A 22,062-nucleotide genomic window follows, 5' to 3' on the forward strand; every position below is an offset into this window, starting at 1 on the left:
CGATGGCCGCCAAATACTGGTTCGCGCGCAACATCCGCGTTGGCCACAAGGGCTACGACCGCTACGGAAAGGGCGTCATGCCGATCGCCTGGCAGGGTAGCGCCGTCATCGCCGGCTTTGTGGTGGCGATGGTGGGAGGCGGCCTGTCGATGCTGCTGATCGTGCTCTACACCAGGATATTTCCGCTCGGCATCGCGCTGTTTGCCATCCTTGCCATTGCCGGCGGCGGCACCTTCATCTGGGCCGTCGCGACCAAAAGCGATCCGGACAAGTCGATCGCCGACTATAGGGCGGAGCGGCAGAAAATCGGCGGTTAGCTCCTCAGGATCGCGCGCAAATGATCCATGATCATGGCGACGCCCTTTTGCCCGAGCTCGGCCGAAGCGTCCTTGGCGGTCGCCGTGTACCAGCTCTTGTTGTCTTCGAAGTGACTGGCATCGACAGCCTCCGGGCATAGCGCCAGCATCAGCGAGGTCTCGCCGATGCCGGCATGGTCGAACGGATACTTGCCGTTCATTGCCGCCGACATCAGCGGATGCACCTGCACCCAGTTGAAGAAATTGCCGCCCTCGGCGTGCGCTGCATAATAGTTAGCCATCGCCTCCGAGCCCCACCAGCCCTCGCCGCGCTCTTTTTCGAGGAAGCGGAAGATCGCCTGCCGGCCGGCGGTCTTGAAGGCGAGATCGGTCGGCATGCCGGCGGCGAAATTCTCGGTCTGGTGGTGGATGATGGCGTGGATGTTGCGAAAGCCGATGCGCAGCAGGCTGTAGAACAGCTCTTCGCCGAACGGCGCCAGCGCGTTGCCACCGACCTGCACCGAGCCGCTGCCTTCCGGCGCCGCCACGGCGTAGCTTGCCGCGCCGTAGTAGAAGGGCGGCAGGATGACGATGTCGCGCTCCTTCTCGAACAGCTCCAGCGTCTTGATGACGGCCAGCGTGTCCATGCCGACGGCCATGTGCTCGCCATGGTATTCGAGCACGCCGAGCGGCAAGGCGACCGGCCAGTTCTCGGCGATCGCCTTGCGGATCTGGTGCGGCAGCATCAGTTCGTAGCGCATGATCTATTCCATGTTGGTGTGGCGGGCGCGCATCGCTTCCGGCGTAGCGCCGATCAATTCCCTGAGCTTCAGCACCATCACCTCGAACAGCAGGAACAGCGCCCCTTCGAACACCGAGCCCATCGGCAGCACCGACGTTTTCTTGGTCCCCTGGTCGTTGGCCATGGTCTGCGCGGGAACGAGCAGCGTGAAATCAGCGCGCTTTGCCGCACTGCTTTCGGCCTGGGCTGTCAGCAGCAGGTTCGTTGCGCCGGCACCGTGCGCGACCTGCATCAAGGTGAGCACGGTCGAGGTTTCTCCCGGCCCAGAACTGGCCAGGAAGACATCGCCGGGTCCCAGCGGCGGCGTGTTCATGTCGCCGACCACCGAGACCGGCAGGCCGAGATGATAGAGCCGCATGGCAAAGCCCTTGACCTGCAAGGCCTCGCGGCCGCAGCCATAGACGACGATTTGTCCGGCTCCTGCGAGCATCTTGCAGGCGGCGTCGATGCGGCTGCCGTCGACGCGTGCCAGCACGCTGCCGAGTTCGCCAAGCGCGGTCCTGAACGGATTTTCGCTGTTGTCGGTCACGGCAAACCTGGCATCGAAATCATCCCGGGGATTGTCGCCCTTGCTTCGACGAACAGCTTGATTTCGCGCATGCTAGCAACCGCGAAATTGCGTGTCCAACGATCTGCAGCGCTTTTGCCGAGCCACAGGCATGATAGTGTCATGTCAGACAAATCAAGTGAGGCAGACAGCAGAATATGAAGACACGGCACTTCGACCGCATCGGCAATGGCGGCATCCCTTTTACCGAGCTCGGCTTCGGCACCGCGCCGCTCGGCAATCTCTACCGTGCCGTTTCGGACGAGGACGCCAACGCCACGCTGGAGGCCGCTTGGGCGACCGGCTGCCGCTACTACGACACCGCGCCGCTCTACGGGCTGGGCCTGTCGGAAACGCGGCTCAATCCGTTCCTGCGCTCCAAGAAGCGCGATGACTATGTGCTGTCGAGCAAGGTCGGCCGCATCATGCGCGCCTGCCCGCCGGAACAGCGCACCGGCATCGGCAAGTTCTTCGACACGCCGTCGCGCCGCGAGGTTTACGACTACAGCTATGACGGCGTCATGCGTTCGTTCGAAGCCTCGCTCGAGCGCCTCGGCGTCGACCGTATCGACATCCTCTTCGTGCACGATGTCGACATCTTCACCCATGGCAGCAAGGAAGCGGCCGACCGGCGTATCGAGGAGTTCATGCGCTCGGGCTATTACGGGCTGCTGTCGCTCCGCGACCAGGGCGTGATCAAGGCGTTCGGTGGCGGCATCAATGAGTGGCAGGTTGCCCAGACGCTGGCCGAGCGCGGCGATTTCGACCTGTTCCTGCTTGCCGGGCGCTATACGCTGCTGGAACAGGAGGCGCTGGCGTCCTTCCTGCCGCTCTGCCAGGCGCGCGGCATCGGCATCGTCCTCGGCGGACCCTACAATTCCGGCATTCTGGCGACCGGGCCAAAGCCCGGCGCGTACTACAACTACTCCGAGGCGCCACAGGATATCATGGAGCGCGTCGCGCGCATCGACGCCGTCTGCACGCGCCATGGCGTGCGGCTGATCGAGGCTGCCCTGCAATTCCCTCTGCAGCACCCTTCGGTGGTTTCGGTGATCCCCGGTGGCCAGCGGCCGAGCGAAGTCGAGAGCAACCGCTCGCTGCTCGACGCAAAGCTGCCGGCGGCGCTGTGGGCCGATCTCAAGCAGGAAGGCCTGATGCGCGCCGAGGCGCCGAATGGCTAGTGCATGTATCGCCCAAAGGTGGACCCGGTTTTGGGACAACGGCATGCATAAGAGCAAAGACCCAAAGCGCGTCGCCTGAATCCGTTCACGGTGCACGGCCCAGGCGTGTTTTGAGATCATCCCGGATCGTGCGGAGCCAGGGGGTCAGCCCTCTACCCCTGGCGGCCATCACTGTTGATTGTCCTGATTTCGCCGCAACACCTTGCGTACCACCAGTGCAATTCCGATGGCGAGCAGAACGATCCCGGCAGCCATATATCCCGTCGATGCGGCCCGGTAACCCGATGCCGCCAGCAGGAAGCCAATGACGATAAAGACCAATCCGGCAAGCTTGTCGATCAACAGGTTCATTTCCGAACACCCCTAGGCATGGGGAACCTCTTCCCGACGTGGAGCAGCGCCGCCAATGTCCTAGGGTGCAGGATAGTATGGCCAGGGCGCTCGGTCGAGCGCAAAAGCGGACTCGCGCCAAGCGCCCCTTCATCCCGGTTCTCCGGACGCGCGAGTTTGGCTGCTTCGCGCCTTCATTTTCCGGGACGGCATGACCCAGAGATCCACTCCAGGCCCGGCTTTTCTGGTCGCGTGTACCGGCGTCGGGCACAAAAAAGAAAAGCCGGGGCAAGCCCGGCTTTTCTGGTCTCTGAAAAGAAAAAGTCGCTTAGTTGACCGCGTCCTTGAGGCCCTTGCCGGCCGAGAACTTCGGCACGGTACGCGCCGGGATCTGGACTTCGGCGCCTGTCTGCGGGTTGCGGCCCGTCGAAGCCGCACGCTTTGACACGGTGAAATTGCCAAAGCCGACAAGCCGGACATCGCCGCCCTTCTTCAGTTCGCCGGTGATCACGGAAAACACCGCGTCAACCGCCGACTGTGCGTCACCCTTCGAAATGCTCGCGGCGTCGGCGACAGCGGACACCAGTTCGTTCTTGTTCATAAAAATTCCCTTCCATGAGAACACCGGAACTTACGACTCATCCGGCAGGAAACGGACTTTAGAAAGAAGCGTTCCCGCAACCAAGTCGAAATGCCCAAGAAAAAGCGGAAAAAGCCCGGAATTCCGGGGTTTTTCACATGAAAAAGCCGGGCGCGAAGCCCGGCTCTCTGTTTGTGCACTGCAACCTTAGCGAAAACTTACGCATGACCCCGAAAACCGTAGCCGGTTTTCGGAAGGGACCATGCGCAAGTCCCGAGTGTCAGAGCGTCCTTTGCGCGTCCAGGTGGACGCGCGCCGCCGCTCTAATGTGCAAGCGTCTTGCCGGCATCGTCCGCGGTGTCGGTCGTCGCCGGCGGATTGACAGGTTCGACCCACTCGATCGGCTCCGGCATACGCACCAGCGCGTGGCGCAACACCTCACCGACCCGCGAGACCGGAATGATTTCCATGCCGTTCTTCACGTTGTCCGGAATCTCCGCCAGGTCCTTGGCGTTGTCTTCCGGGATCAGCACCTTCTTGATGCCGCCGCGCAACGCGGCAAGCAGCTTCTCCTTAAGCCCGCCGATCGGCAGCACCCTGCCGCGCAGCGTGATCTCGCCGGTCATCGCCACATCGGCCTTGATCGGAATGCCGGTCAAGACGGAGATGATCGCGGTCGCCATCGCCACGCCAGCCGACGGTCCATCCTTGGGCGTCGCGCCTTCCGGCACGTGCACGTGGATGTCACGCTTGTCGAACAGCGGCGGCTCGATGCCGAAATCGATGGCGCGCGAGCGGACGTAGGAGGCCGCCGCCGAAATCGATTCCTTCATCACGTCGCGCAGGTTGCCTGTCACCGTCATGCGGCCCTTGCCGGGCATCATGACGCCTTCGACCGTCAGCAGCTCGCCGCCGACTTCCGTCCAGGCAAGCCCGGTAACGACACCGACCTGATCGTCAGCCTCGACCTGACCGAAGCGGAAGCGCGGAACACCGAGGTAGTCGGCGAGGTTCGCCGCCGTGATGTTGACCGTCTTCTTCTTCGTCTTCAGGATCTCGGTCACCGCCTTGCGCCCAAGCTTCATCAGCTCGCGCTCCAGACTTCTGACGCCCGCTTCACGGGTGTAGGTCTGGATGATGGCGCGGATCGCGTCCTCGCCGACGGAGAACTCCTTCGGCTGCAGGGCATGGTCGCGCACCACCTTCGGCATCAGGTGCCGCTTGGCGATCTCGATCTTCTCGTCCTCGGTGTAGCCGGCGATACGGATGATCTCCATGCGGTCCATCAAGGGCGCAGGGATGTTCAGCGTGTTCGCCGTCGTCACGAACATCACGCTCGACAGGTCGTACTCGACCTCAAGGTAATGGTCCATGAACGTCGAGTTCTGTTCCGGATCGAGCACCTCGAGCAGCGCCGACGACGGATCGCCACGGAAATCCTGGCCCATCTTGTCGATCTCGTCGAGCAGGAAGAGCGGGTTGGACTTCTTAGCCTTCTTCATCGACTGGATGACCTTGCCGGGCATCGAGCCGATATAGGTGCGCCGATGGCCACGGATCTCGGCCTCGTCACGCACGCCGCCGAGCGCCATGCGGATGAATTCGCGACCGGTCGCCTTGGCGATCGACTTGCCGAGCGAGGTCTTGCCGACGCCGGGAGGGCCGACGAGGCACAGGATCGGCCCCTTCAGCTTCTTCTGGCGGCTTTGCACGGCAAGGTACTCGACGATGCGGTCCTTGACCTTGTCGAGGCCGAAATGATCGGTGTCGAGCACGTTCTGCGCGAAAGCCAGGTCCTGCTTGACCTTGGAGTTCTTGCCCCACGGGATCGACAGGATCCAGTCGAGATAGTTGCGCACGACGGTCGATTCCGCCGACATGGGCGACATCGTCCTGAGCTTCTTCAACTCGGCTTCCGCCTTTTCGCGGGCCTCCTTGGAGAGCTTGGTCTTCTTGATGCGCGCCTCGATTTCGGCAGCCTCGTCGCGGCCGTCCTCGCCTTCGCCGAGCTCCTTCTGGATCGCCTTCATCTGCTCGTTGAGGTAGTATTCGCGCTGTGTCTTTTCCATCTGGCGCTTGACGCGCGAACGGATGCGCTTCTCCACCTGCAGGACGGAGATTTCGGCTTCCATGAAGCCCATCGCCTTTTCCAGCCGCTCCTTGACCGAGAGCGTGGCCAGCATTTCCTGCTTCTCAGGAATCTTGATGGCGAGATGCGACGCGACCGTGTCGGCGAGCTTGGAATAGTCGTCGATCTGGCTGGCGGCACCCACCACTTCGGGCGAGATCTTCTTGTTCAGCTTGACGTAGTTCTCGAAGTCGGTGACCACCGAGCGAGCCAGCGCCTCAACCTCGACCTCTTCCTCTTCCGGCTCGACCAGCGCCGTGGCGCGGGCCTCGTGGAAGTCGGGGCGGTCGGTGAACGAGACGATTTTCGCGCGCGAGGCGCCTTCGACCAGAACCTTGACGGTGCCGTCGGGCAGCTTCAGCAATTGCAGCACATTGGCGAGCGTGCCGATGTCGAAGATGGCATCGGGCTCGGGATCGTCGTCGGCGGCATTCATCTGGGTGGCAAGCAGGATCTGCTTCTCCTGACCCATCACCTCTTCCAGCGCCTTGATCGACTTTTCACGCCCGACGAAGAGCGGAACGATCATGTGCGGGAACACCACGATATCGCGCAGTGGGAGGACTGCGAAGACGCCGTCGCTGGGAGCCTTGGATATTTTGGCCATTGTCCAACCTTTCATGTCGCGGCCGCTAATCAGCCAACCGCGAATCTCATATTAACGACCGGGGATCGTTCCGCCTACCACCGTTTATGACGGGAGTTTTACAGCACAGAAATCGGGCACCTCGGCCTTCTCCAGTTAGTTGGATGCACGATCCACAAAGATCAAGAGGCCCGTACAAATCCGCTCCTCCAACTTGCCCGCAAGTGACAGATTTGTGACTGCAAGACCGGGCGTAGCCGCAAAACCCTGCGTGACAGCAAAACGGCGCCTTGCGGCGCCGTTTCAAAATTCCGCTTTGGGCTCATGTCAGGCGCTGACATTGCCCTTCTTTTCCTTCTGCTCGGAGTAGATATAGAGCGGCCGGGCACTGCCGGTAACCACCTCTTCCGAAATAACCACTTCGCGCACGCCTTCGAGCGCGGGAAGTTCGAACATCGTGTCGAGCAGGATCGCTTCCATGATCGAGCGCAGGCCGCGCGCGCCGGTCTTGCGCTCGATGGCACGCTTGGCGATCGCCGACAGGGCGTTCTCGTGGAAGGTCAGGTCGACATTCTCCATCTCGAACAGCCGCTGATACTGCTTGACCAGCGCGTTCTTCGGCTCGGTCAGGATCTGGATCAGCGCCGGCTCGTCGAGGTCCTCCAGTGTTGCCAGGACCGGCAGACGGCCGACAAATTCGGGGATAAGACCGAATTTCAAGAGATCCTCGGGCTCGACCAGGCGGAAGACATCGCCGGTGCGGCGATCCTCGGGCGACGCGACGATGGCGCCGAAGCCGATCGAGGTCTTCCGGCCGCGATCCGAGATGATCTTGTCGAGCCCGGCGAAGGCGCCGCCGCAGATGAACAGGATGTTGGCGGTGTCGACCTGCAGGAATTCCTGCTGCGGATGCTTCCTGCCGCCCTGCGGCGGCACGGAGGCGACCGTGCCTTCCATGATCTTCAGCAGCGCCTGTTGCACGCCCTCGCCCGACACGTCGCGGGTGATCGAGGGATTGTCGGACTTGCGCGAAATCTTGTCGATCTCGTCGATGTAGACGATGCCGCGCTGCGCCCGCTCGACATTGTAGTCGGCCGACTGCAGCAGCTTGAGGATGATGTTTTCGACATCCTCGCCGACATAACCGGCTTCGGTCAGCGTCGTCGCATCAGCCATGGTGAAGGGCACGTCGATGATGCGGGCCAGCGTCTGCGCCAGCAGCGTCTTGCCGCAGCCGGTCGGGCCGATCAAAAGGATGTTCGACTTCGCCAGCTCGACATCGTTGTTCTTGCCGGCATGCGCGAGGCGCTTGTAGTGGTTGTGGACGGCCACCGACAGCACGCGCTTGGCGTAGGGCTGGCCGATGACATAGTCGTCGAGAACCTTGAGGATCTCCTGCGGTGTCGGCACGCCCTCGCGCGACTTCACCATCGAGGTCTTGTTCTCCTCGCGGATGATGTCCATGCAGAGCTCGACGCACTCGTCGCAGATGAAGACCGTCGGACCGGCGATCAGCTTGCGCACTTCGTGCTGGCTTTTGCCGCAAAACGAGCAGTAGAGCGTATTCTTGGAATCGCCGCTGTTGTTGCCGACCTTGCTCATTTTCATGTCCTTTCATGGCCGCCCGCCGATGGTCTGGCTGAAAGGGCGCATACTCTCATCTATCGCGGGAATCCGCCGCCGCCAGTGTCCGGCTCCTGCAACGCATTCCGTACGAAACACAAATCAGAAAACGTGGCAATGATTCGCGACAGCCCCGCATAAAGCTAAGCCGCCGAAACTCAACATAGCCTTAACGTAGGCAATCCTAGCCCCCGAGGGAACAGGCAATTGTGGCTGAAATGCCGCAAGACACGCCAAAAGCGCGTGATGCCGCCATCCAACTGCCAACTAGCCCTTATGCCACAACGCCTTCTACCGGCTCGCGCGACGAAATGACCTTGTCGATGAGGCCGAAATCCCTGGCTTCGTCGGCGGTCATGAAATGGTCGCGGTCGAGCGTCTTTTCGATCTCTTCGTAGCTCTTGCCGGTGTGCTTGACGTAGACCTCGTTGAGGCGACGCTTCAGCTTGATGATGTCCTGGGCATGGCGCTCGATGTCGGACGCCTGGCCCTGGAAGCCGCCGGAAGGCTGGTGAACCATGATGCGGGCGTTCGGCGTGGCAAAGCGCATGTCCTTGTGGCCGGCGGTCAAAAGCAGCGACCCCATCGAGGCCGCCTGGCCGATGCAGAGCGTCGACACTGCCGGCTTGATGAACTGCATGGTATCGTAGATCGCCATGCCCGAGGTGACGACGCCACCCGGCGAGTTGATATAGAGGTTGATTTCCTTCTTCGGATTCTCGGCTTCCAGGAACAAAAGCTGCGCACAGACCAGCGTCGCCATGCCGTCCTCGACCGGACCGGTGATGAAAATGATGCGCTCCTTAAGGAGGCGCGAGAAAATGTCGTAGGCCCGCTCGCCGCGATTGGTCTGTTCGACCACCATCGGAACGAGGTTCATGTAGGTTTCGACGGGGTTCTTCATTAGTTATCTCTTATCTCGCGGTGGGATTCCGGCGCCGGGAAGGCTGGCAGATCGGGCAGAATCGGTTCTGGATCGTCATTCCGTAAATAGGATGCCGGCTCATCCTTGTGCAAGGCCGACCCGTCCTAGCCATCTGGGTAAGTCGAATCAAGGTTATTCACGGGGATCATCGACCCGTGTCGTCATCGTTTGGCGATGTCATCACCACCCGTAGCAATTTCTTAACCGAATTGCTTAACGAAATACCGCAAATCCCCCTTTTACCCGACGCCGCTTCCCCTACAATCCAACGTTGAACCGTCTTCGTACCGTTCAACAGGGGGAGTGTCATGTTCAGGAAAACCGCATGCTTCGCCATTGCCGGGCTGACCGTGCTCGGCACGATTTCGCAAACCGCGGCCGGCGGTCGCGCCGTCGAATGCTATGAACCTGTCCGCACGCCTGATGTCTACGACACTGTCTACGAAGACGTGCTGGTCAGCCCGGCCGGCCAGCAGGTCGACTACACCCCGGCCATCTATGGCACCCGCGAACGCGTGGTGATGACGGTTCCGGCGCAAGTGACCTACGAGGTCGCGCCTGCGGTCACCCGCACCGTCTACCATACGGTCCAGATCGATGATGGCGGCTATTCCTGGGAATGGCGCGTCATCCATGGCCGCAAGGTGCTGTGCAAGGTCTGGCACAAGGCGCGCTACGGGCGTGTCGCCGAGACCGTGGTGATCCAGCCCGAACGCACACGGCGTGTCGTCACCCCGGCGCAGTATGACAGCATCGCCGAGGAGGTGCTGGTGCAGCCGGAGCAAAGGCGCATCATCAATGTTCCCGCCTCCTACCGGACCGTCGCCCGGCGCGTGCTGGTTCGCGAAGGGTCATCCGGCTGGCGGCGCGTGCATATTCCCAGGCACTGCAATGGATAGTCTTGGCTGGATCGTCATCGCCTTTGGTGCGGCTGCGGCTTATCTCTTCCTGCGACACGACCTGTACGACGCGGCGGTCCTAAAATGGAAAAGCCCATCTGGACCCGATGGATACTACCCTTATGCGGCGTTCTTCGGTTTTCTAACGATCGCAGCAGTGGCGCTTTTCTTTTACGCCTCCGGCTAGCGCGCTGTCTTACGAGGGTCCGTTCAGGCCACCTCCGCTCGCAGCCAGCGCTTCAGGCCGGCGATGTCGCCGTCACCAATGGCAGCGGCAACGCGCCGGCCGACCGCAGCACCGAATTTGTAGCCATGGCCGGAGCAGGCCGAGACGATCAGGCATCTGCCCTTCTCATGCGCCATGAATTTCTCGTCGGCGGTGAAGGTGTAGGCGCAGGTGACGACCTCGGTCACCTCATACTCATCGATGCGGGCGATCGGCGGCGAAAACAGGTTGCGGATCGCCTCCCCCTCGCCCGGCACCGGCTCCCGGTTCCAGTCGGCGTCGCTGGTCGGCACCCTGTGGAGCCCGGAACCGAATTTCATGCCGGCGCCGCCGGAGGGCGGGATCACGTAGCCGTCGACCGTGCCGCCGATATCGAGGACGACCGGCGCTGCCAGCCAGGCGGCCTTTAGGTCCGCCGGCGGTTCGACATAGGCAAGTGCCGTTCGATAGGTCTTCAACTCGCCGTCCAGTTCCGGGAAAAGTTTCAACACCCAGGCACCGGCAGCGACGACGATGCGGTCGGCCTGCATGGTTTCGCCGCTTTCGAGCACGATGTGGCCGGTTTCCTCGTCGATTTCAAGGACCTTGCTGTTCTCGTAGACATTGGCCCCATTGGTCCGCAGCCATCTGGCCAGGCCGGAGGCGATCTTGCGGCAGTGCAGCGCGCCGCCTTCGGTCGAAAAATAGGCATGCGGAACGAGCCAGCCTCAAGAAACGGCCAGCGTTGCGCGGCCGCATCCGGCTCCAGCAAGTCGAAGGGGAAATTCCCCTCCTCCAGGCCCTCGCGGTATTCCTCGGCCTCGTCTCCCGGCTCACGCGAGATGCAGACAAAACCTCTCGGATCGAGGTGGCTTTCGCCGAGATCGGCCCACATCTCGTCCCAGGCCTGATAGGCTTCGGTGATCAGCCGGCCATAGCCGGTACCGGCCCGGTAGGCGCGGCGGATGATGCGGTGATGGTCGCCTGATGCCGCCAGCGGGTTGGGGATCGGTCCCTGTTCGACGATCGAAACGCTGTGGCCGGCCTTGACCAGCGACCACGCGGTGGAAAGACCGGCAATGCCCGCGCCGACAACGATCACATTCATCAGTTCAGTCTTTCCGCAGCCATATGGCTGGCTCAACGCATTGGGCTATCGGGCGCAACATACGGTCTGGAACCGGGCTGGCAAGCCGCGCTATTGGTCTGGCATGACCAAATTGACACCACCTTATCTGGCCTTTGATCCAGCCACTCGCCACTTGCGGCTCGATCCGCACGAGCCTGCCTTTTTTCAAGATCCTTACGAGGCCTATGCCTTTCTGCACGGCACCTCGAATGCATTCTTCTGGGAAGAGTTCGGCTTCTGGTGCTTTGGCGGCTTCGACGAGGTCAACCGGCTGCTGCGCGACCGCCGCTTCGGCCGCCAGAACCCGGCCGGCATTCCAGACAGGCGCGGTGTCGGCCAGGACCGCAGTCATCTCAGGGCATTCGACGGCATCGAGGCCAATTCGATGCTGGAGTTGGAGCCACCGGTGCACACGCGGCTGAGAACGCTGGTCAACCGCGCCTTCGTCTCGCGCCAGGTCGAACGGCTGCGGCCACGTGTCGAAGCGCTCGCCAACGAGTTGATCGACCGTTTCGAACCCGACGGAGCTGTCGACCTCTTGCCCGCCTTTGCGGCGCCGCTGCCGATCACCATCATTGCAGAAATGCTCGGCGTGCCGGTCGAGATGGGGCCGCAACTGCTCGACTGGTCGCACCAGATGGTCGCCATGTACATGCATAGCCGCACGCGCGAAACCGAGGAGACGGCCAACCGCGCTGCAGGCGATTTTGCCGATTTCCTGCGCGGCCATATCACCGAGCGGCGCAAGAACCCCGGTGACGACCTGCTGTCGCTGCTGATCTCGGCGCAGGAGGACGGCCAGAAGCTGTCGGAGGACGAGATGGTGTCCTCGGCGATCCTGCTGCTCAATGCCGGCCATGAAGCGACCGTGCACCAGACCGGCAACGCCGTGCGCTCGATCCTGGCGCAAGGTGGCGATCCCCGTCGCTTCTTCAGCTCACCCGAAGCGACCGCGGCGACAGTGGAGGAGTGCCTGCGCTTCGACGCGCCACTGCACATGTTCACGCGCTACGCCTATCAGGAGTTCGAAGTCGCGCCAGGCATCGTCGTACAGCCGGGCCAGACGATCGGGCTGCTGCTCGGCATGGCCAATCATGACCCGCGCGCCTTAGCCGAACCGCTCGCCTTCAACCCGGATCGCGCCGACCAGAAGAACGTATCCTTCGGCGCCGGCATCCATTTCTGCATCGGTGCGCCGCTGGCCCGGCTCGAATTGCAGGTATCGCTGAAAACCTTGTTCGACCGGCAGCCAAAGCTGCATCTTGCCGAACCGCCCCGCTTCCGCGACACTTACCACTTCCGTGGGCTGGAAACGCTCGCCGTCGGCTTCTGACGATCGCGGGCCTGGGGCTGCGACATGAGGGTGTTTTCGAGACCGGCGACGGCGTTCGCAGTGGCAATGCTGTCATGCCTCGGTGTGGCGCATGCCCAGCAACAGCCGGAAAACATCCCGTGGGAAAACAGCGTGGCGATCGCCCAGAAAATGGCGGCCGGCCTGCTGGAGCGGCAGACCGGAGCCAAGGATTTCCCGCCGCCATCCTTTGCGGTAGAGGTCGATCTCAACCTCGACGGCTTTCCCGAGATCTTCGCCTATCGCTATGCGCCTGGCTGCGACGGCATCCATTGCGGCAACTTCCTTTTCGTCCTCGAAGGCGACAGCTACCAGGAAGTCCTCGGCGACATTCCCGGTGCAAGGCTGGTGCCGCAGGACAAGATCGGGCTCAGCGCCTTCAAACGAAACGGTTTTCTCGACATCCAGTCCGACCAGATGATTATCGGCTGGGACGGAAAACGCTATGTCGACGCCTCTACGTTTCCTGCCTCGTCGCTCGATGGCGCCGCCTTCATGGCGGCATGCCAGAAAAGCAGATCCGACGAGCAGCCGGCGGAGGGTGAAGCGGAACGCGTGAGCGCTGAATGCCAATGCCGGTTCAGCCGGTTTCAGGTGACCGGCTTTACGCAGCCCGATCTCGATATGTACACCGCATCGCTGGGCGAGAATTTCGAATATCCGACGGGCGCGAAAGAGATTGCCTGGCAGGCGCTTCTGAAAAATGCCGAGGACGTCGGCACCGGCTGCGATGTCGCCAGCGGCAAGAGCCAATGGCCGCCGGCGTACTTCAATCATGGCGACCAGCCGCAGCAGAAGCTGAATTTCGACAGCTTTCTCGATGCCTGTCCGGCACAGGATTTCATCCTCACCAACCACAAGATTGGCTCACCGGACCGAGCGCTCAGCCTTTGCGGCTGCCTTGCGCGCGAAATGCCGACCCAGGGCATCAGCCAGGCGGGGCTCGATCTGGTGGCGCAGTATTATCGAAACGAGATTTCCGACGCCGATATCGAGGCAGAGGACGCCAATGCCCTGACCTTCCACGACAAGGCATCGGAGGCCTGCCTCAGCCAGTTCCCGGCGAAATAGGATGGCGACGGTTTGCCCAAACATATGACCGAGTTGAAATTCGCCTTCCTCGAAGAGCCGCCATTCTGCTTCACTTGTGCATCGGGCGAGGTCTCAGGCTGTGACGTCGAGCTTGCGCGCAGGCTCGGCGAGAAGCTCGGATCGGCGGGCTTCAGGCCGATCGAGACCGAATTCGCTGAATTGCTGCCAGGGCTGGTCGAGGGCAGCTGGACCATGACGACCGGCCTGTTCGTCTCCGAAGAGCGCCAGAAGATTGTCGACTTCACACGGCCGATCTGGGCGTTGCAGGACGGATTGCTGGTTGCGAAAGACAATCCGCGCGGCTTTCGCGGCTACCAGTCCATTGCCAGGGACCGGACGGTGTTGCTTGGCGTCATTACCGACCAGGTGCAGCATCTCACGGCGTTGCACAACGGGATTGCGCCGGAGCAGATCAGGATGTTTGCAACCCAGGCCGATGCGGCGGACGCAGTGGCCAACGGCGTGGTGCATGCCTATGCCAGCGTTGCGATGGCGCATCGAGGCTATCTGACCCAGCGGTCCGAAATGCCGCTTGGCCTTGTCGAGGTCCCGGCCAGCGAAAAACAGCCATCGGCCGGTGCCTTCGCAATCGCCAAGGGCAACCGCGCCCTGCTCAGGGACATCGATGCTTGCCTCGATGAATTGCTGGGCGGTGACTGGCACCGGCAGATGATGGCGCGATACGGATTTTCGGATAGCGATATCGATCGCGTCGTCTGACCCCGGCGTGGACGCCTGTTTTTATGCATGTCGTTCTCCCAAAACCGAGGCAACTTTTGGGCGACATGCATTAGAGCTTGATCACATACTCCTTGCGGGTCGTTTCAAGCACTTCCCAGCTCCCCTTGAAGCCGGGCCTGAGCACAAAGCTGTCGCCGGCCTTGACGGTGCGCGCCGCGCCGCCTTCTTCGGCGATCACCGAAACGCCGGACAGGATGTGGCAGAATTCCCATTCGTCATAGACGATGCGCCATTTGCCCGGGGTCGATTCCCAGATGCCGGCATAGAGGCCGCCGTCACGCTCCTCGACGTTCCAGGTGCGGAATTTCGGATCGCCCGAGATCAGCCGATCCGGCGCCGGCGCGCCAGATTCGGGTTGGACGTTTTTGATGTCGACGGAAAGAAACGCGGTCATGATCGATCAGACCTTGGCGAGCGCCTGTTCGAGGTCGGCAACGATGTCGTTGACGTCCTCGATGCCGATGGAAAGCCGCACAGTGTCCGGACCGGCTCCGGCCTTGACCTTCTGCTCGTCGGAAAGCTGGCGGTGCGTGGTCGAGGCCGGGTGGATGACCAGCGACTTGGTGTCGCCGACATTGGCGAGGTGCGAAAACAGTTCCAGCGCCTCGACGAATTTGACGCCGGCGTCATAGCCGCCCTTGAGACCGAAGGTGAACACGGCGCCGGCGCCTTGCGGCGAGTATTTCTTCTGCAGCGCATGGTTCTTGTCCGAGGGCAGGCCGGGATAATTCACCGAGGCAACCTTGGGGTGATTGGACAGCCAGGCGGCGACGGTCACGGCGTTGTCGCAGTGGCGTTGCATGCGCAGCGGCAAGGTTTCCAGACCGGTCAGGATCAGGAAGGCGTTGAACGGCGAAATCGCCGGACCGAGGTCGCGCAGGCCAAGCACGCGTGCGGCAATGGCGAAAGCGAAATTGCCGAAGGTTTCGTGCAGGATAAGGCCGCCATATTCGGGGCGCGGCTCCGACAGCATCGGGTATTTGCCCGACTTGGACCAGTCGAAGGTGCCGCCGTCGACGATGGCGCCACCGATCGAATTGCCGTGACCGCCGATGAATTTGGTCAGCGAATGGACGACGATGTCGGCGCCGTGCTCGATCGGGCGGATCAGGTAGGGCGAGGCCAGCGTGTTGTCGACGATAAGCGGCAGGCCGTGCTTGCGGGCGATGTCGCCGATCTTCTCGATATCGACAAAGGTGCCGCCCGGATTGGCGAGGCTCTCGATGAAGATCGCCTTGGTCCTGTCGTCGATCTGGCTCTCGAAGGTCGAGATGTCATTGGTGTCGGCCCAGCGCACCTCCCAGCCATAATTCTTGAAGGCATGGCCGAACTGGTTGATCGAGCCGCCATAAAGCTTGTTGGCGGCGACGAAATTGTCGCCCGGCTGCATGAGATTGTGGAACACGATCACCTGCGCGGCGTGGCCGGAGGCGACCGCAAGCGCCGCCGTGCCGCCCTCGAGGGCCGCGATGCGTTCTTCCAGCACTGCCTGCGTCGGGTTCATGATGCGGGTGTAGATATTGCCGAAGGCCTTCAGCCCAAACAGCGAGGCGGCGTGATCGGCATCGTCGAAGACGAAGGAGGTCGTCTGGTAGATCGGCGTGGCCCGGGCGCCGGTCGCCGGGTCAGGCTTGGCGCCGGCATGGACAGCGAGCGTGTTGAAACCGGGCGTGCGGGTCATCGAAACCTCTCTTTTTGAAACTCTTGAAATGGCCGGGCATTCTTGGCGAAGCCCGGACGCGAATGCAAAGAAGAAAATGCCCTTCGGCGAACGATCTGCGGCCGGGACGCGAGAAAATACACGACCTTGCGGAATAATTTTTGCTTTTAAAGCGCGCCGCGTTTGAAGGACTTATCCGACGCGCCTAAGAGGCTCCTTTTTGGTGCATGTCGTTGTCCCAGAACCGCTGCGCACTTTTGGGCGACATGCATCATTTCTGGCGAACGCCGAAACTCTGGAACCCGGGGCGCATCAACGGCTTCTTCGACGACAGCACGCCGGAATTGACACCAGTCCAACCGATCTCGCCGGACAGCTTGCCATATTCGATCTTGGGGCAGCGGTTCATCACCACCTTGATGCCGGCGGCCTCGGCGCGCGCGGCTGTCTCGTCATGGCGTACGCCAAGCTGCATCCAAAGGACTTTCGGCAAGGGATCGAGCCGCAACACCTCATCGACAATGCCCGGCACTGCCGACGCCGCGCGAAAGATGTCGACCATGTCGATCGGTTCGGGAACATCGGCCAGCCTGGCATAGGTCATCCGGCCGAGGATTTGCTTGCCGGCCTGGCCAGGGTTGATCGGAAACACCGAAAAGCCTTTGGCCAGCAGATATTTCAGCACGAAATAGCTTGGCCGCACGTCATTTGCGGACGCGCCGACCATGGCGATGGTCTTCACCGAATTGAGGATGCCGGCGATGTAGGTGTTGTCGTAACTATCGTGGTTCATGCGGCTTCCTGCGGCAGTGATAGCGGTAAAGTTCACGGCTCAATCCAAGCGCGGCATAGAGCGCACGGCCTGGCGCATTGTCGGCCACCACTTGCAGGCATGCCGCGTCAGCACCCGCCCGTCGTGCCCAGTCGATCAGACCGCCGACCGTCTTGCGGCCCAGGCCTTGCTGCCTGAAGCGGCCGTCGGTTTCAACCGATTCCACCACAAGCAGCCCGTTTCGGATGACGCCATAGGCCAAGGCGGCAATTTCGCTGTCGCGTTCACAGGACACGAACGCCCGTTCGCCGGCGATCAGCCCCGTCATCTCGCGAAAGACGCGGCGATCGATGTCGTCGTAGGCGCCTATGCGAAACCGCGCTGCGAGCCAGTCTTCGGCGGGCACCGGCGATACAGTGACGCGCCCGTCGCGGATCTCCGCCAGGTCGTCGATACCGGCATACAGATGGATGGTTCCGCCTTCGGGCTGATAACCGCGATGGTCGAGTGCGGCTTCGAGCTCGTCGGCGATATCAGGCACCCGAAACAGCGGCGTCTGGTCGTGACCGACATAGAAGGACTCGGCGGCGTCGATGACCTTGTCGGGTGCACCGCGCTTGCCACGCAGGGGATTGACCGAGTTTGCGCGCCGGGTCCGGCCACCAGAGCGCCTGAGAAGCCAGCCGTCGACGACGGTTTCGGCCGCTGCCGGCCAGGCTTCGCGGCACGCCTGTTCGCTGCGCCAGTTGAGATCGTCATCGGTCACGCATCATCCTCCGACAGCGCTTCCTGCACAAAAGCTTGCGGATCGGTGCAGATCGGCGTGGTGAATTCGAGTTCGAAATCGTGGCCGCGAAACAGCGGCAGGTTCCAGTCAAGCAGGATGCGCTTGAGATAGGGTGCCTTGAGCCGCGTCAGCTGCTTACGACAGGCCATCAGCCAGGCAGGGAAATGGTGCCGTCCTCCGCGATTGGAAAGGCCGGATTGTGCGCCACTTCCCAGACATGCCCATCGGCATCGGCTAAATAACCGTACCAGCCGCCCCAAAAGGCGCGGCCGGCCGGCTTGACGATACGGCCGCCGGCTTTTTCCGCCATGGCGAGAACCTCGTCGACTTCGGCATCGGAGCGTGTGTTGTAAGCGAGGTAGACGGCGGACGGCGCCCCGGCGAAGGCAACGCCCGAATCCTCCTCGGCGCTGGCGCGCGGGAACAGGCCGAGAATCGCGCCGCCCATCTGGAAAAAGGCGACGCCGTCGGTGATGCCGGCATGACGGCTCAGGCCCATCGCCTCGTAGAAGCGCACGGCACGGTCGAGATCGTCCGTCGCGATGGTGATGATGGAGATGCGCGGTTCCACGATTACTCGTCCGTCCATTGCGGCTTGCGCTTGCCGATGAAAGCACCAATGCCCTCCTCCGCGTCGCGCGCCAGCATGTTCTCGACCATGATCGCGCCGGTATAGACATAAGCGTCGGCCAGTCCCATCTCGGCCTGCGCGTAAAAGGCCTCCTTGCCGGTCTTGACCACCAAAGATGATTTGGAAGCAATGGTTTGCGCGTATTTGGTGACAATCTGATTCAGGTATTCGCGCGGCACGACGCGGTTGACCAGGCCGAATTCCTTGGCGGTCGCCGCATCGATCGTCTCGCCGGTCAGCAGCATCTCCATCGCGTGCTTGCGCGAGACGTTGCGCGACAGCGCCACCATCGGCGTCGAGCAGAACAGGCCGATGTTGACGCCCGGGGTGCAGAAGGTGGCTTCATGCGACGCAATCGCCAGGTCGCAACTGGCGACCAGTTGCAGCCCGGCGGCGGTGGCAAGGCCGTCAACCTCGGCGATGACCGGCAACGGATGACGCACGATCGCCTGCATCAGCGTGGCACAGGCCGCAAACGTCTCTGCGAAGAAGGCCTTGCCATGATCGGCGTCGGCACGGCGCGCCGTCATTTCCTTGAGATCATGGCCGGCGCAGAACACCTTGCCGGCGGCCGAGAGAACGATGACGCGAACCGGCTTGTCGGTTCTGGCGCGTTCGAGTTCCCCCGTCAGCGCCGCCATCACCGCCAGCGACAGAGCGTTGGCAGGCGGATTGGCAAGCGTGAGGCGCAGCACGCCCTTGTCCAGTTGTGCGACAACCGGACCTTCAACGGCGGCAGGCTTGATGGCAAGGATTTCAGCCATGGTCGTTTCTCCGCGATTCAGGATCGTGGTTGGATGCTTCAATCTAGTACGCCATCGTGCCTCGTCCAACACCATCAAACAGATTGCTGGCACAAGCGACAAGGCTGCGCTGCATTTGTCCCGGTGGCTTAGGATTGTCATCATTGACGGCTGAAACGGTGTTGCCAGAGGGCCCGGCCGCGTTCAAACGGGCGCATACGAGGGAGACAGCCATGCCCGCCCAGAGCAATCTCAAGCCGGTGCTGACCGCGGCGGAAGTCAACATGCTGATGGGAAGCGTCTATCCCCAGCTCAACGATCAGTTCAAACAATACGAGGCGATCGACGTGTTCCCGGGCGGTTGCCTCGTGCGGCTCAATGCCGACGAGCGGCACCTGCGCCCTGGTGGCACAGTGTCGGGTCCGTCGCTGTTCACGCTCGCCGATATCGGCGGCTATGTCTGCGTGCTCTCTCATGCCGGGCCGGACGCGCTTTCCGTTACAGTCAACCTCGACATCAACTTCGTCCGCAAGGCCGAGGCCGGGCCGATCGATGGCCATTGCCGTATCCTGAAGCTGGGAAAGAGCCTGATGGTGTTCGACATCGACATCGTCGCCGGCCCGGACGGACACACGGTGGCGCATGCCACCGGCACCTATTCGATCCCGCCGAAGCGGAATGGCGATGTGGTAAAATAATACCTTTTACCTAAATTGTTGTTTCTGCTATACTTTTCCTGCTATTAGCCCTTTCGATGGCCTTGACGCGACAACTGCCCTCGCCTATAAGCCCTCACGAAGCAGCGGCCCGCAAAGGCCGCCGTTTTGTTATTGGCGGCGGGCAAGCGTCTCATCGCCAATCCAAGCAACAAGAAACGCCTTCCCTGGTGAAGGTCCGAACCGAAAGCAGAAAACATGACAACCTTTTCGCAGAAGCCTGCGGATGTGGTGAAGAAGTGGATCCTGATCGACGCCGAGGGTCTCGTCGTCGGCCGTCTTGCCACTGTCATCGCCAATCATCTTCGCGGCAAGCACAAGCCGACCTTCACCCCGCATGTCGACGACGGCGACAACGTCATCGTCATCAATGCCGACAAGGTGGTGTTCACCGGCAAGAAGTTCACCGACAAGGTCTATTACTGGCACACCGGCCACCCCGGCGGCATCAAGGAGCGCACCGCGCGCCAGCTGCTCGAGGGTCGTTTCCCCGAGCGTGTCGTCGAGAAGGCCGTTGAGCGCATGGTCCCGCGTGGCCCGCTCGGCCGTCGGCAGATGAAGAACCTGCGCGTCTATGCAGGTACAGAGCATCCGCATGTCGCCCAGCAGCCCGAAGTTCTCGACGTGGCCAAGCTGAATTCCAAGAACAAGAAGGTCGCATAAGATGGCTGAGCTTTCCTCGCTCGCAGAACTGGGCGCCGCCACCGGCAACACCAACACGCAGGCCGCTGCACCCGTCCATGTCCAGAAGCTCGACAAGTCGGGCCGCGCCTACGCCACCGGCAAGCGCAAGAACGCCATCGCGCGTGTCTGGGTGAAACCGGGTTCCGGCAAGATCATCGTCAACGACAAGGAATTCGCGACCTATTTCGCGCGTCCGGTCCTGCAGATGATCCTCAACCAGCCGATCATCGCGTCCAACCGTTCAGGCCAGTACGACATCGTCGCCACCGTCATCGGCGGCGGCCTCTCGGGCCAGGCCGGCGCGGTGCGCCACGGCATCTCCAAGGCGCTGACCTACTACGAGCCGGCGCTGCGCGCCGTGCTCAAGAAGGGCGGCTTCCTGACCCGCGACAGCCGCGTCGTCGAGCGCAAGAAGTACGGCAAGGCGAAAGCCCGCCGCAGCTTCCAGTTCTCGAAGCGCTAAGCGCTCCGCAGTTTTGCCAATCGAAAAGGCCACCTTCGGGCGGCCTTTTTGTTTTGCGGCTCCGCCATCACCCCACCCGCGCCTTCGGCGCGACCTCCCCATCCAAGGGGAGGTAGAAGAGCGCGGCACGCTACCTCCCCTCGATGGAGAGGTCGGCGCGTAGCGCCGGGTGGGGTGACGGCGCCGGCGCAATTCATGCATGGCGCAGGTCTCAGGGTCTGCCGGCCTTGATATAGTCGATGAACGCCCGCAGCGGGGCCGGCACGAGGCGGCGGCCGGGATAATAGAGAAACGGCCCGGAGAAGCTCTGCCACCACGGTTCCAGAATGGGTTCAAGCGCCCCGCTTTGGAAGTGCGGGCGAAGCCAGCCCTCGAACAGGCCGATGATGCCGGTGCCGGCGATGGCCGCATCGACGGCCAGATCGGTCGCCCCGCCGATCCGCACGATCAGCGGGCCTGTCGGATCGATGCGCACCACCTCGCCGTCGCGCTCGAATTCCCACGGCAGCATCGCGCCGCTGGCAAAGCGGCCCCGCACACAGGCATGGCCGAGCAGGTCGCCCGGATGTTGCGGCCGCCCATGGCGATCGAGATAGGCTGGGCTGGCGGCGGTGGCGAAACGCTGCACGCGCGGTCCGATCGGCACCGCGATCATGTCCTGTTCCAGCCGCTCGTCGTAGCGGATGCCGGCGTCGCAGCCGGCAGCCAGCACATCGACAAAATTCTCGTCAGCGATCACCTCCAGCCGGATGCCGGGAAAGGCGGCGAGGAAGCCTGGGACGATGTCGGGCAATATCAGCCGCGCGGCGCTGACCGGCACATTGAGACGCAACGAGCCCGCCGGCCTGTCGCGAAAGCCATTCACCACATCGAGGGCGGCCTCCACCTCCGACAGCGCCGGACCGAGCCTCTCCAGCAGGCTGAGACCGGCCTCGGTCGGGACAACGCTGCGCGTGGTGCGGTTGAACAGCCTGACACCGAGCTGCACTTCCAGGCGACGCACCGCCTCGCTCAAGCCCGAGGCGCTGCCGCCGCTGGCGCGCGCACCATCGCGAAAGCCCCCGGCGCGCGCCACCGCCACGAAGGCGTTCAGATCACTGAGATCCATCATTGTTCGCAATTCCGTACAGCCTGTGTGGATTGTACCTGATTATCACAAGATTGAGCAGCACCTATCTTCGCCGCCTCAAA

24 protein-coding genes and 2 pseudogenes are annotated in these 22,062 nt (G+C 62.2%); 10 read left to right on the forward strand and 16 right to left on the reverse strand.

All coding sequences use genetic code 11. The features are described from left to right. The first annotated feature begins 2 nt into the window (after window positions 1-2). Window positions 3-317: a hypothetical protein gene (locus tag AC1DYW_RS31700; protein WP_477228803.1), complete on the forward strand. Its 315-nt coding sequence runs from the start codon at window positions 3-5 to the stop codon at window positions 315-317. Here AC1DYW_RS31700 and AC1DYW_RS31705 read toward each other — a convergent pair. Together AC1DYW_RS31705 and AC1DYW_RS31710 are read right to left on the reverse strand one after the other, a co-directional pair. Next, window positions 314-1,057: a creatininase family protein gene (locus AC1DYW_RS31705; protein ID WP_477228804.1), complete on the reverse strand. Its 744-nt coding sequence runs from the start codon at window positions 1,055-1,057 to the stop codon at window positions 314-316. The genes AC1DYW_RS31700 and AC1DYW_RS31705 overlap by 4 nt on opposite strands. A 3-nt stretch (window positions 1,058-1,060) precedes the next feature. Next, window positions 1,061-1,627, reverse strand: coding sequence for an SIS domain-containing protein (locus AC1DYW_RS31710; protein WP_477228805.1), 567 nt, complete (start codon window positions 1,625-1,627; stop codon window positions 1,061-1,063). Between the two features lie 176 nt (window positions 1,628-1,803). Here AC1DYW_RS31710 and AC1DYW_RS31715 point away from each other — a divergent pair, with 176 nt between their 5' ends. Then, on the forward strand, window positions 1,804-2,826 hold the full coding sequence (locus AC1DYW_RS31715; protein ID WP_477228806.1) for an aldo/keto reductase: 1,023 nt from the start codon (window positions 1,804-1,806) through the stop codon (window positions 2,824-2,826). 168 nt (window positions 2,827-2,994) lie between these two features. Here the strand turns inward: AC1DYW_RS31715 and AC1DYW_RS31720 are convergent, their stop codons facing one another. The 5 genes from AC1DYW_RS31720 to clpP all read right to left on the reverse strand — a co-directional run bounded on the left by AC1DYW_RS31720 (window position 2,995) and on the right by clpP (window position 8,977). Continuing rightward, complete coding sequence (locus AC1DYW_RS31720) at window positions 2,995-3,177, reverse strand: hypothetical protein (RefSeq protein WP_457153672.1); 183 nt, start codon at window positions 3,175-3,177, stop codon at window positions 2,995-2,997. 307 nt (window positions 3,178-3,484) lie between these two features. Then, entirely contained in the window at window positions 3,485-3,757 is a 273-nt protein-coding gene (locus AC1DYW_RS31725) for an HU family DNA-binding protein (protein ID WP_023798342.1), read from the reverse strand. A 302-nt stretch (window positions 3,758-4,059) separates the two neighbouring features. Next, window positions 4,060-6,471 (reverse strand): endopeptidase La, encoded by a 2,412-nt coding sequence (lon, locus tag AC1DYW_RS31730; protein ID WP_184870800.1) that lies wholly within the window; start codon window positions 6,469-6,471, stop codon window positions 4,060-4,062. A gap of 306 nt (window positions 6,472-6,777) precedes the next feature. Continuing rightward, a complete protein-coding gene (gene clpX / locus AC1DYW_RS31735) occupies window positions 6,778-8,052 on the reverse strand; it encodes an ATP-dependent Clp protease ATP-binding subunit ClpX (RefSeq protein WP_023759839.1) in 1,275 nt (424 codons plus the stop codon). A 295-nt stretch (window positions 8,053-8,347) separates the two neighbouring features. Beyond that, window positions 8,348-8,977 (reverse strand): ATP-dependent Clp endopeptidase proteolytic subunit ClpP, encoded by a 630-nt coding sequence (clpP, locus tag AC1DYW_RS31740; protein WP_457155424.1) that lies wholly within the window; start codon window positions 8,975-8,977, stop codon window positions 8,348-8,350. Window positions 8,978-9,306: 329 nt separating this feature from the next. Here clpP and AC1DYW_RS31745 point away from each other — a divergent pair, with 329 nt between their 5' ends. Beyond that, the gene (locus tag AC1DYW_RS31745) at window positions 9,307-9,897 is read left to right on the forward strand and encodes a hypothetical protein (RefSeq protein ID WP_477228807.1); all 591 of its coding nucleotides are present in this window, start codon (window positions 9,307-9,309) and stop codon (window positions 9,895-9,897) included. Then, window positions 9,890-10,084, forward strand: a complete 195-nt coding sequence (locus AC1DYW_RS31750) for a hypothetical protein (RefSeq protein ID WP_477228808.1) — start codon at window positions 9,890-9,892, stop codon at window positions 10,082-10,084. The genes AC1DYW_RS31745 and AC1DYW_RS31750 overlap by 8 nt, the downstream gene beginning before the upstream one ends. Window positions 10,085-10,107: 23 nt before the next feature. On the opposite strand, the pseudogene AC1DYW_RS31755 reads toward AC1DYW_RS31750, so the two are convergent. Then, window positions 10,108-11,210 (reverse strand): annotated as a pseudogene (locus AC1DYW_RS31755) (NAD(P)/FAD-dependent oxidoreductase). A 103-nt stretch (window positions 11,211-11,313) separates the two neighbouring features. Here AC1DYW_RS31755 and AC1DYW_RS31760 point away from each other — a divergent pair. Genes AC1DYW_RS31760 through AC1DYW_RS31770 form a run of 3 tightly spaced genes read left to right on the forward strand, consistent with a single transcriptional unit; the run spans window position 11,314 to window position 14,394 of the window. Then, window positions 11,314-12,564 carry a cytochrome P450 gene (locus AC1DYW_RS31760; RefSeq protein ID WP_477228867.1) on the forward strand — a complete coding sequence of 417 codons (1,251 nt, stop codon included), beginning with the start codon at window positions 11,314-11,316 and terminating at the stop codon, window positions 12,562-12,564. 24 nt (window positions 12,565-12,588) lie between these two features. Next, window positions 12,589-13,653 (forward strand): hypothetical protein, encoded by a 1,065-nt coding sequence (locus AC1DYW_RS31765; RefSeq protein WP_477228809.1) that lies wholly within the window; start codon window positions 12,589-12,591, stop codon window positions 13,651-13,653. A 12-nt stretch (window positions 13,654-13,665) separates the two neighbouring features. Further along, window positions 13,666-14,394: a transporter substrate-binding domain-containing protein gene (locus AC1DYW_RS31770; RefSeq protein ID WP_477228810.1), complete on the forward strand. Its 729-nt coding sequence runs from the start codon at window positions 13,666-13,668 to the stop codon at window positions 14,392-14,394. A 70-nt stretch (window positions 14,395-14,464) separates the two neighbouring features. Here AC1DYW_RS31770 and AC1DYW_RS31775 read toward each other — a convergent pair whose 3' ends face one another. From AC1DYW_RS31775 to AC1DYW_RS31805, 7 genes and pseudogenes are all read right to left on the reverse strand, one after another. Beyond that, on the reverse strand, window positions 14,465-14,809 hold the full coding sequence (locus tag AC1DYW_RS31775; RefSeq protein WP_477228811.1) for a cupin domain-containing protein: 345 nt from the start codon (window positions 14,807-14,809) through the stop codon (window positions 14,465-14,467). A gap of 6 nt (window positions 14,810-14,815) precedes the next feature. Next, window positions 14,816-16,096, reverse strand: coding sequence for an O-acetylhomoserine aminocarboxypropyltransferase (locus tag AC1DYW_RS31780; RefSeq protein WP_095081250.1), 1,281 nt, complete (start codon window positions 16,094-16,096; stop codon window positions 14,816-14,818). 250 nt (window positions 16,097-16,346) lie between these two features. Next, window positions 16,347-16,868: a CoA-binding protein gene (locus AC1DYW_RS31785; protein WP_095081248.1), complete on the reverse strand. Its 522-nt coding sequence runs from the start codon at window positions 16,866-16,868 to the stop codon at window positions 16,347-16,349. Further along, the gene (locus AC1DYW_RS31790) at window positions 16,855-17,613 is read right to left on the reverse strand and encodes a GNAT family N-acetyltransferase (protein WP_477228812.1); all 759 of its coding nucleotides are present in this window, start codon (window positions 17,611-17,613) and stop codon (window positions 16,855-16,857) included. The genes AC1DYW_RS31785 and AC1DYW_RS31790 overlap by 14 nt, the downstream gene beginning before the upstream one ends. A 50-nt stretch (window positions 17,614-17,663) precedes the next feature. After that, window positions 17,664-17,783, reverse strand: a pseudogene (locus AC1DYW_RS31795) (AAA family ATPase); the annotation flags it as partial. Continuing rightward, window positions 17,783-18,205, reverse strand: a complete 423-nt coding sequence (locus AC1DYW_RS31800; protein WP_477228813.1) for a VOC family protein — start codon at window positions 18,203-18,205, stop codon at window positions 17,783-17,785. The gene AC1DYW_RS31800 and the pseudogene AC1DYW_RS31795, both read right to left, overlap by 1 nt. Before the next feature lie 2 nt (window positions 18,206-18,207). Beyond that, window positions 18,208-19,029 (reverse strand): enoyl-CoA hydratase, encoded by an 822-nt coding sequence (locus AC1DYW_RS31805; RefSeq protein WP_477228814.1) that lies wholly within the window; start codon window positions 19,027-19,029, stop codon window positions 18,208-18,210. Window positions 19,030-19,241: 212 nt separating this feature from the next. Between AC1DYW_RS31805 and AC1DYW_RS31810 the strand changes: the two genes are divergently transcribed. The 3 genes from AC1DYW_RS31810 (at window position 19,242) to rpsI (ending at window position 20,871) form a co-directional block, all read left to right on the forward strand. Beyond that, complete coding sequence (locus AC1DYW_RS31810) at window positions 19,242-19,706, forward strand: PaaI family thioesterase (RefSeq protein ID WP_477228815.1); 465 nt, start codon at window positions 19,242-19,244, stop codon at window positions 19,704-19,706. A 216-nt stretch (window positions 19,707-19,922) separates the two neighbouring features. Next, entirely contained in the window at window positions 19,923-20,387 is a 465-nt protein-coding gene (gene rplM / locus AC1DYW_RS31815) for a 50S ribosomal protein L13 (RefSeq protein ID WP_023764105.1), read from the forward strand. Window position 20,388: 1 nt separating this feature from the next. Continuing rightward, a complete protein-coding gene (gene rpsI, locus AC1DYW_RS31820) occupies window positions 20,389-20,871 on the forward strand; it encodes a 30S ribosomal protein S9 (protein ID WP_457152847.1) in 483 nt (160 codons plus the stop codon). A 211-nt stretch (window positions 20,872-21,082) separates the two neighbouring features. Here rpsI and AC1DYW_RS31825 read toward each other — a convergent pair whose 3' ends face one another. Further along, window positions 21,083-21,982, reverse strand: a complete 900-nt coding sequence (locus AC1DYW_RS31825) for a LysR family transcriptional regulator (protein ID WP_477228816.1) — start codon at window positions 21,980-21,982, stop codon at window positions 21,083-21,085. Window positions 21,983-22,062 lie beyond the last annotated feature (80 nt).

This window comes from Mesorhizobium sp. P2_D5 (genome assembly GCF_056404355.1).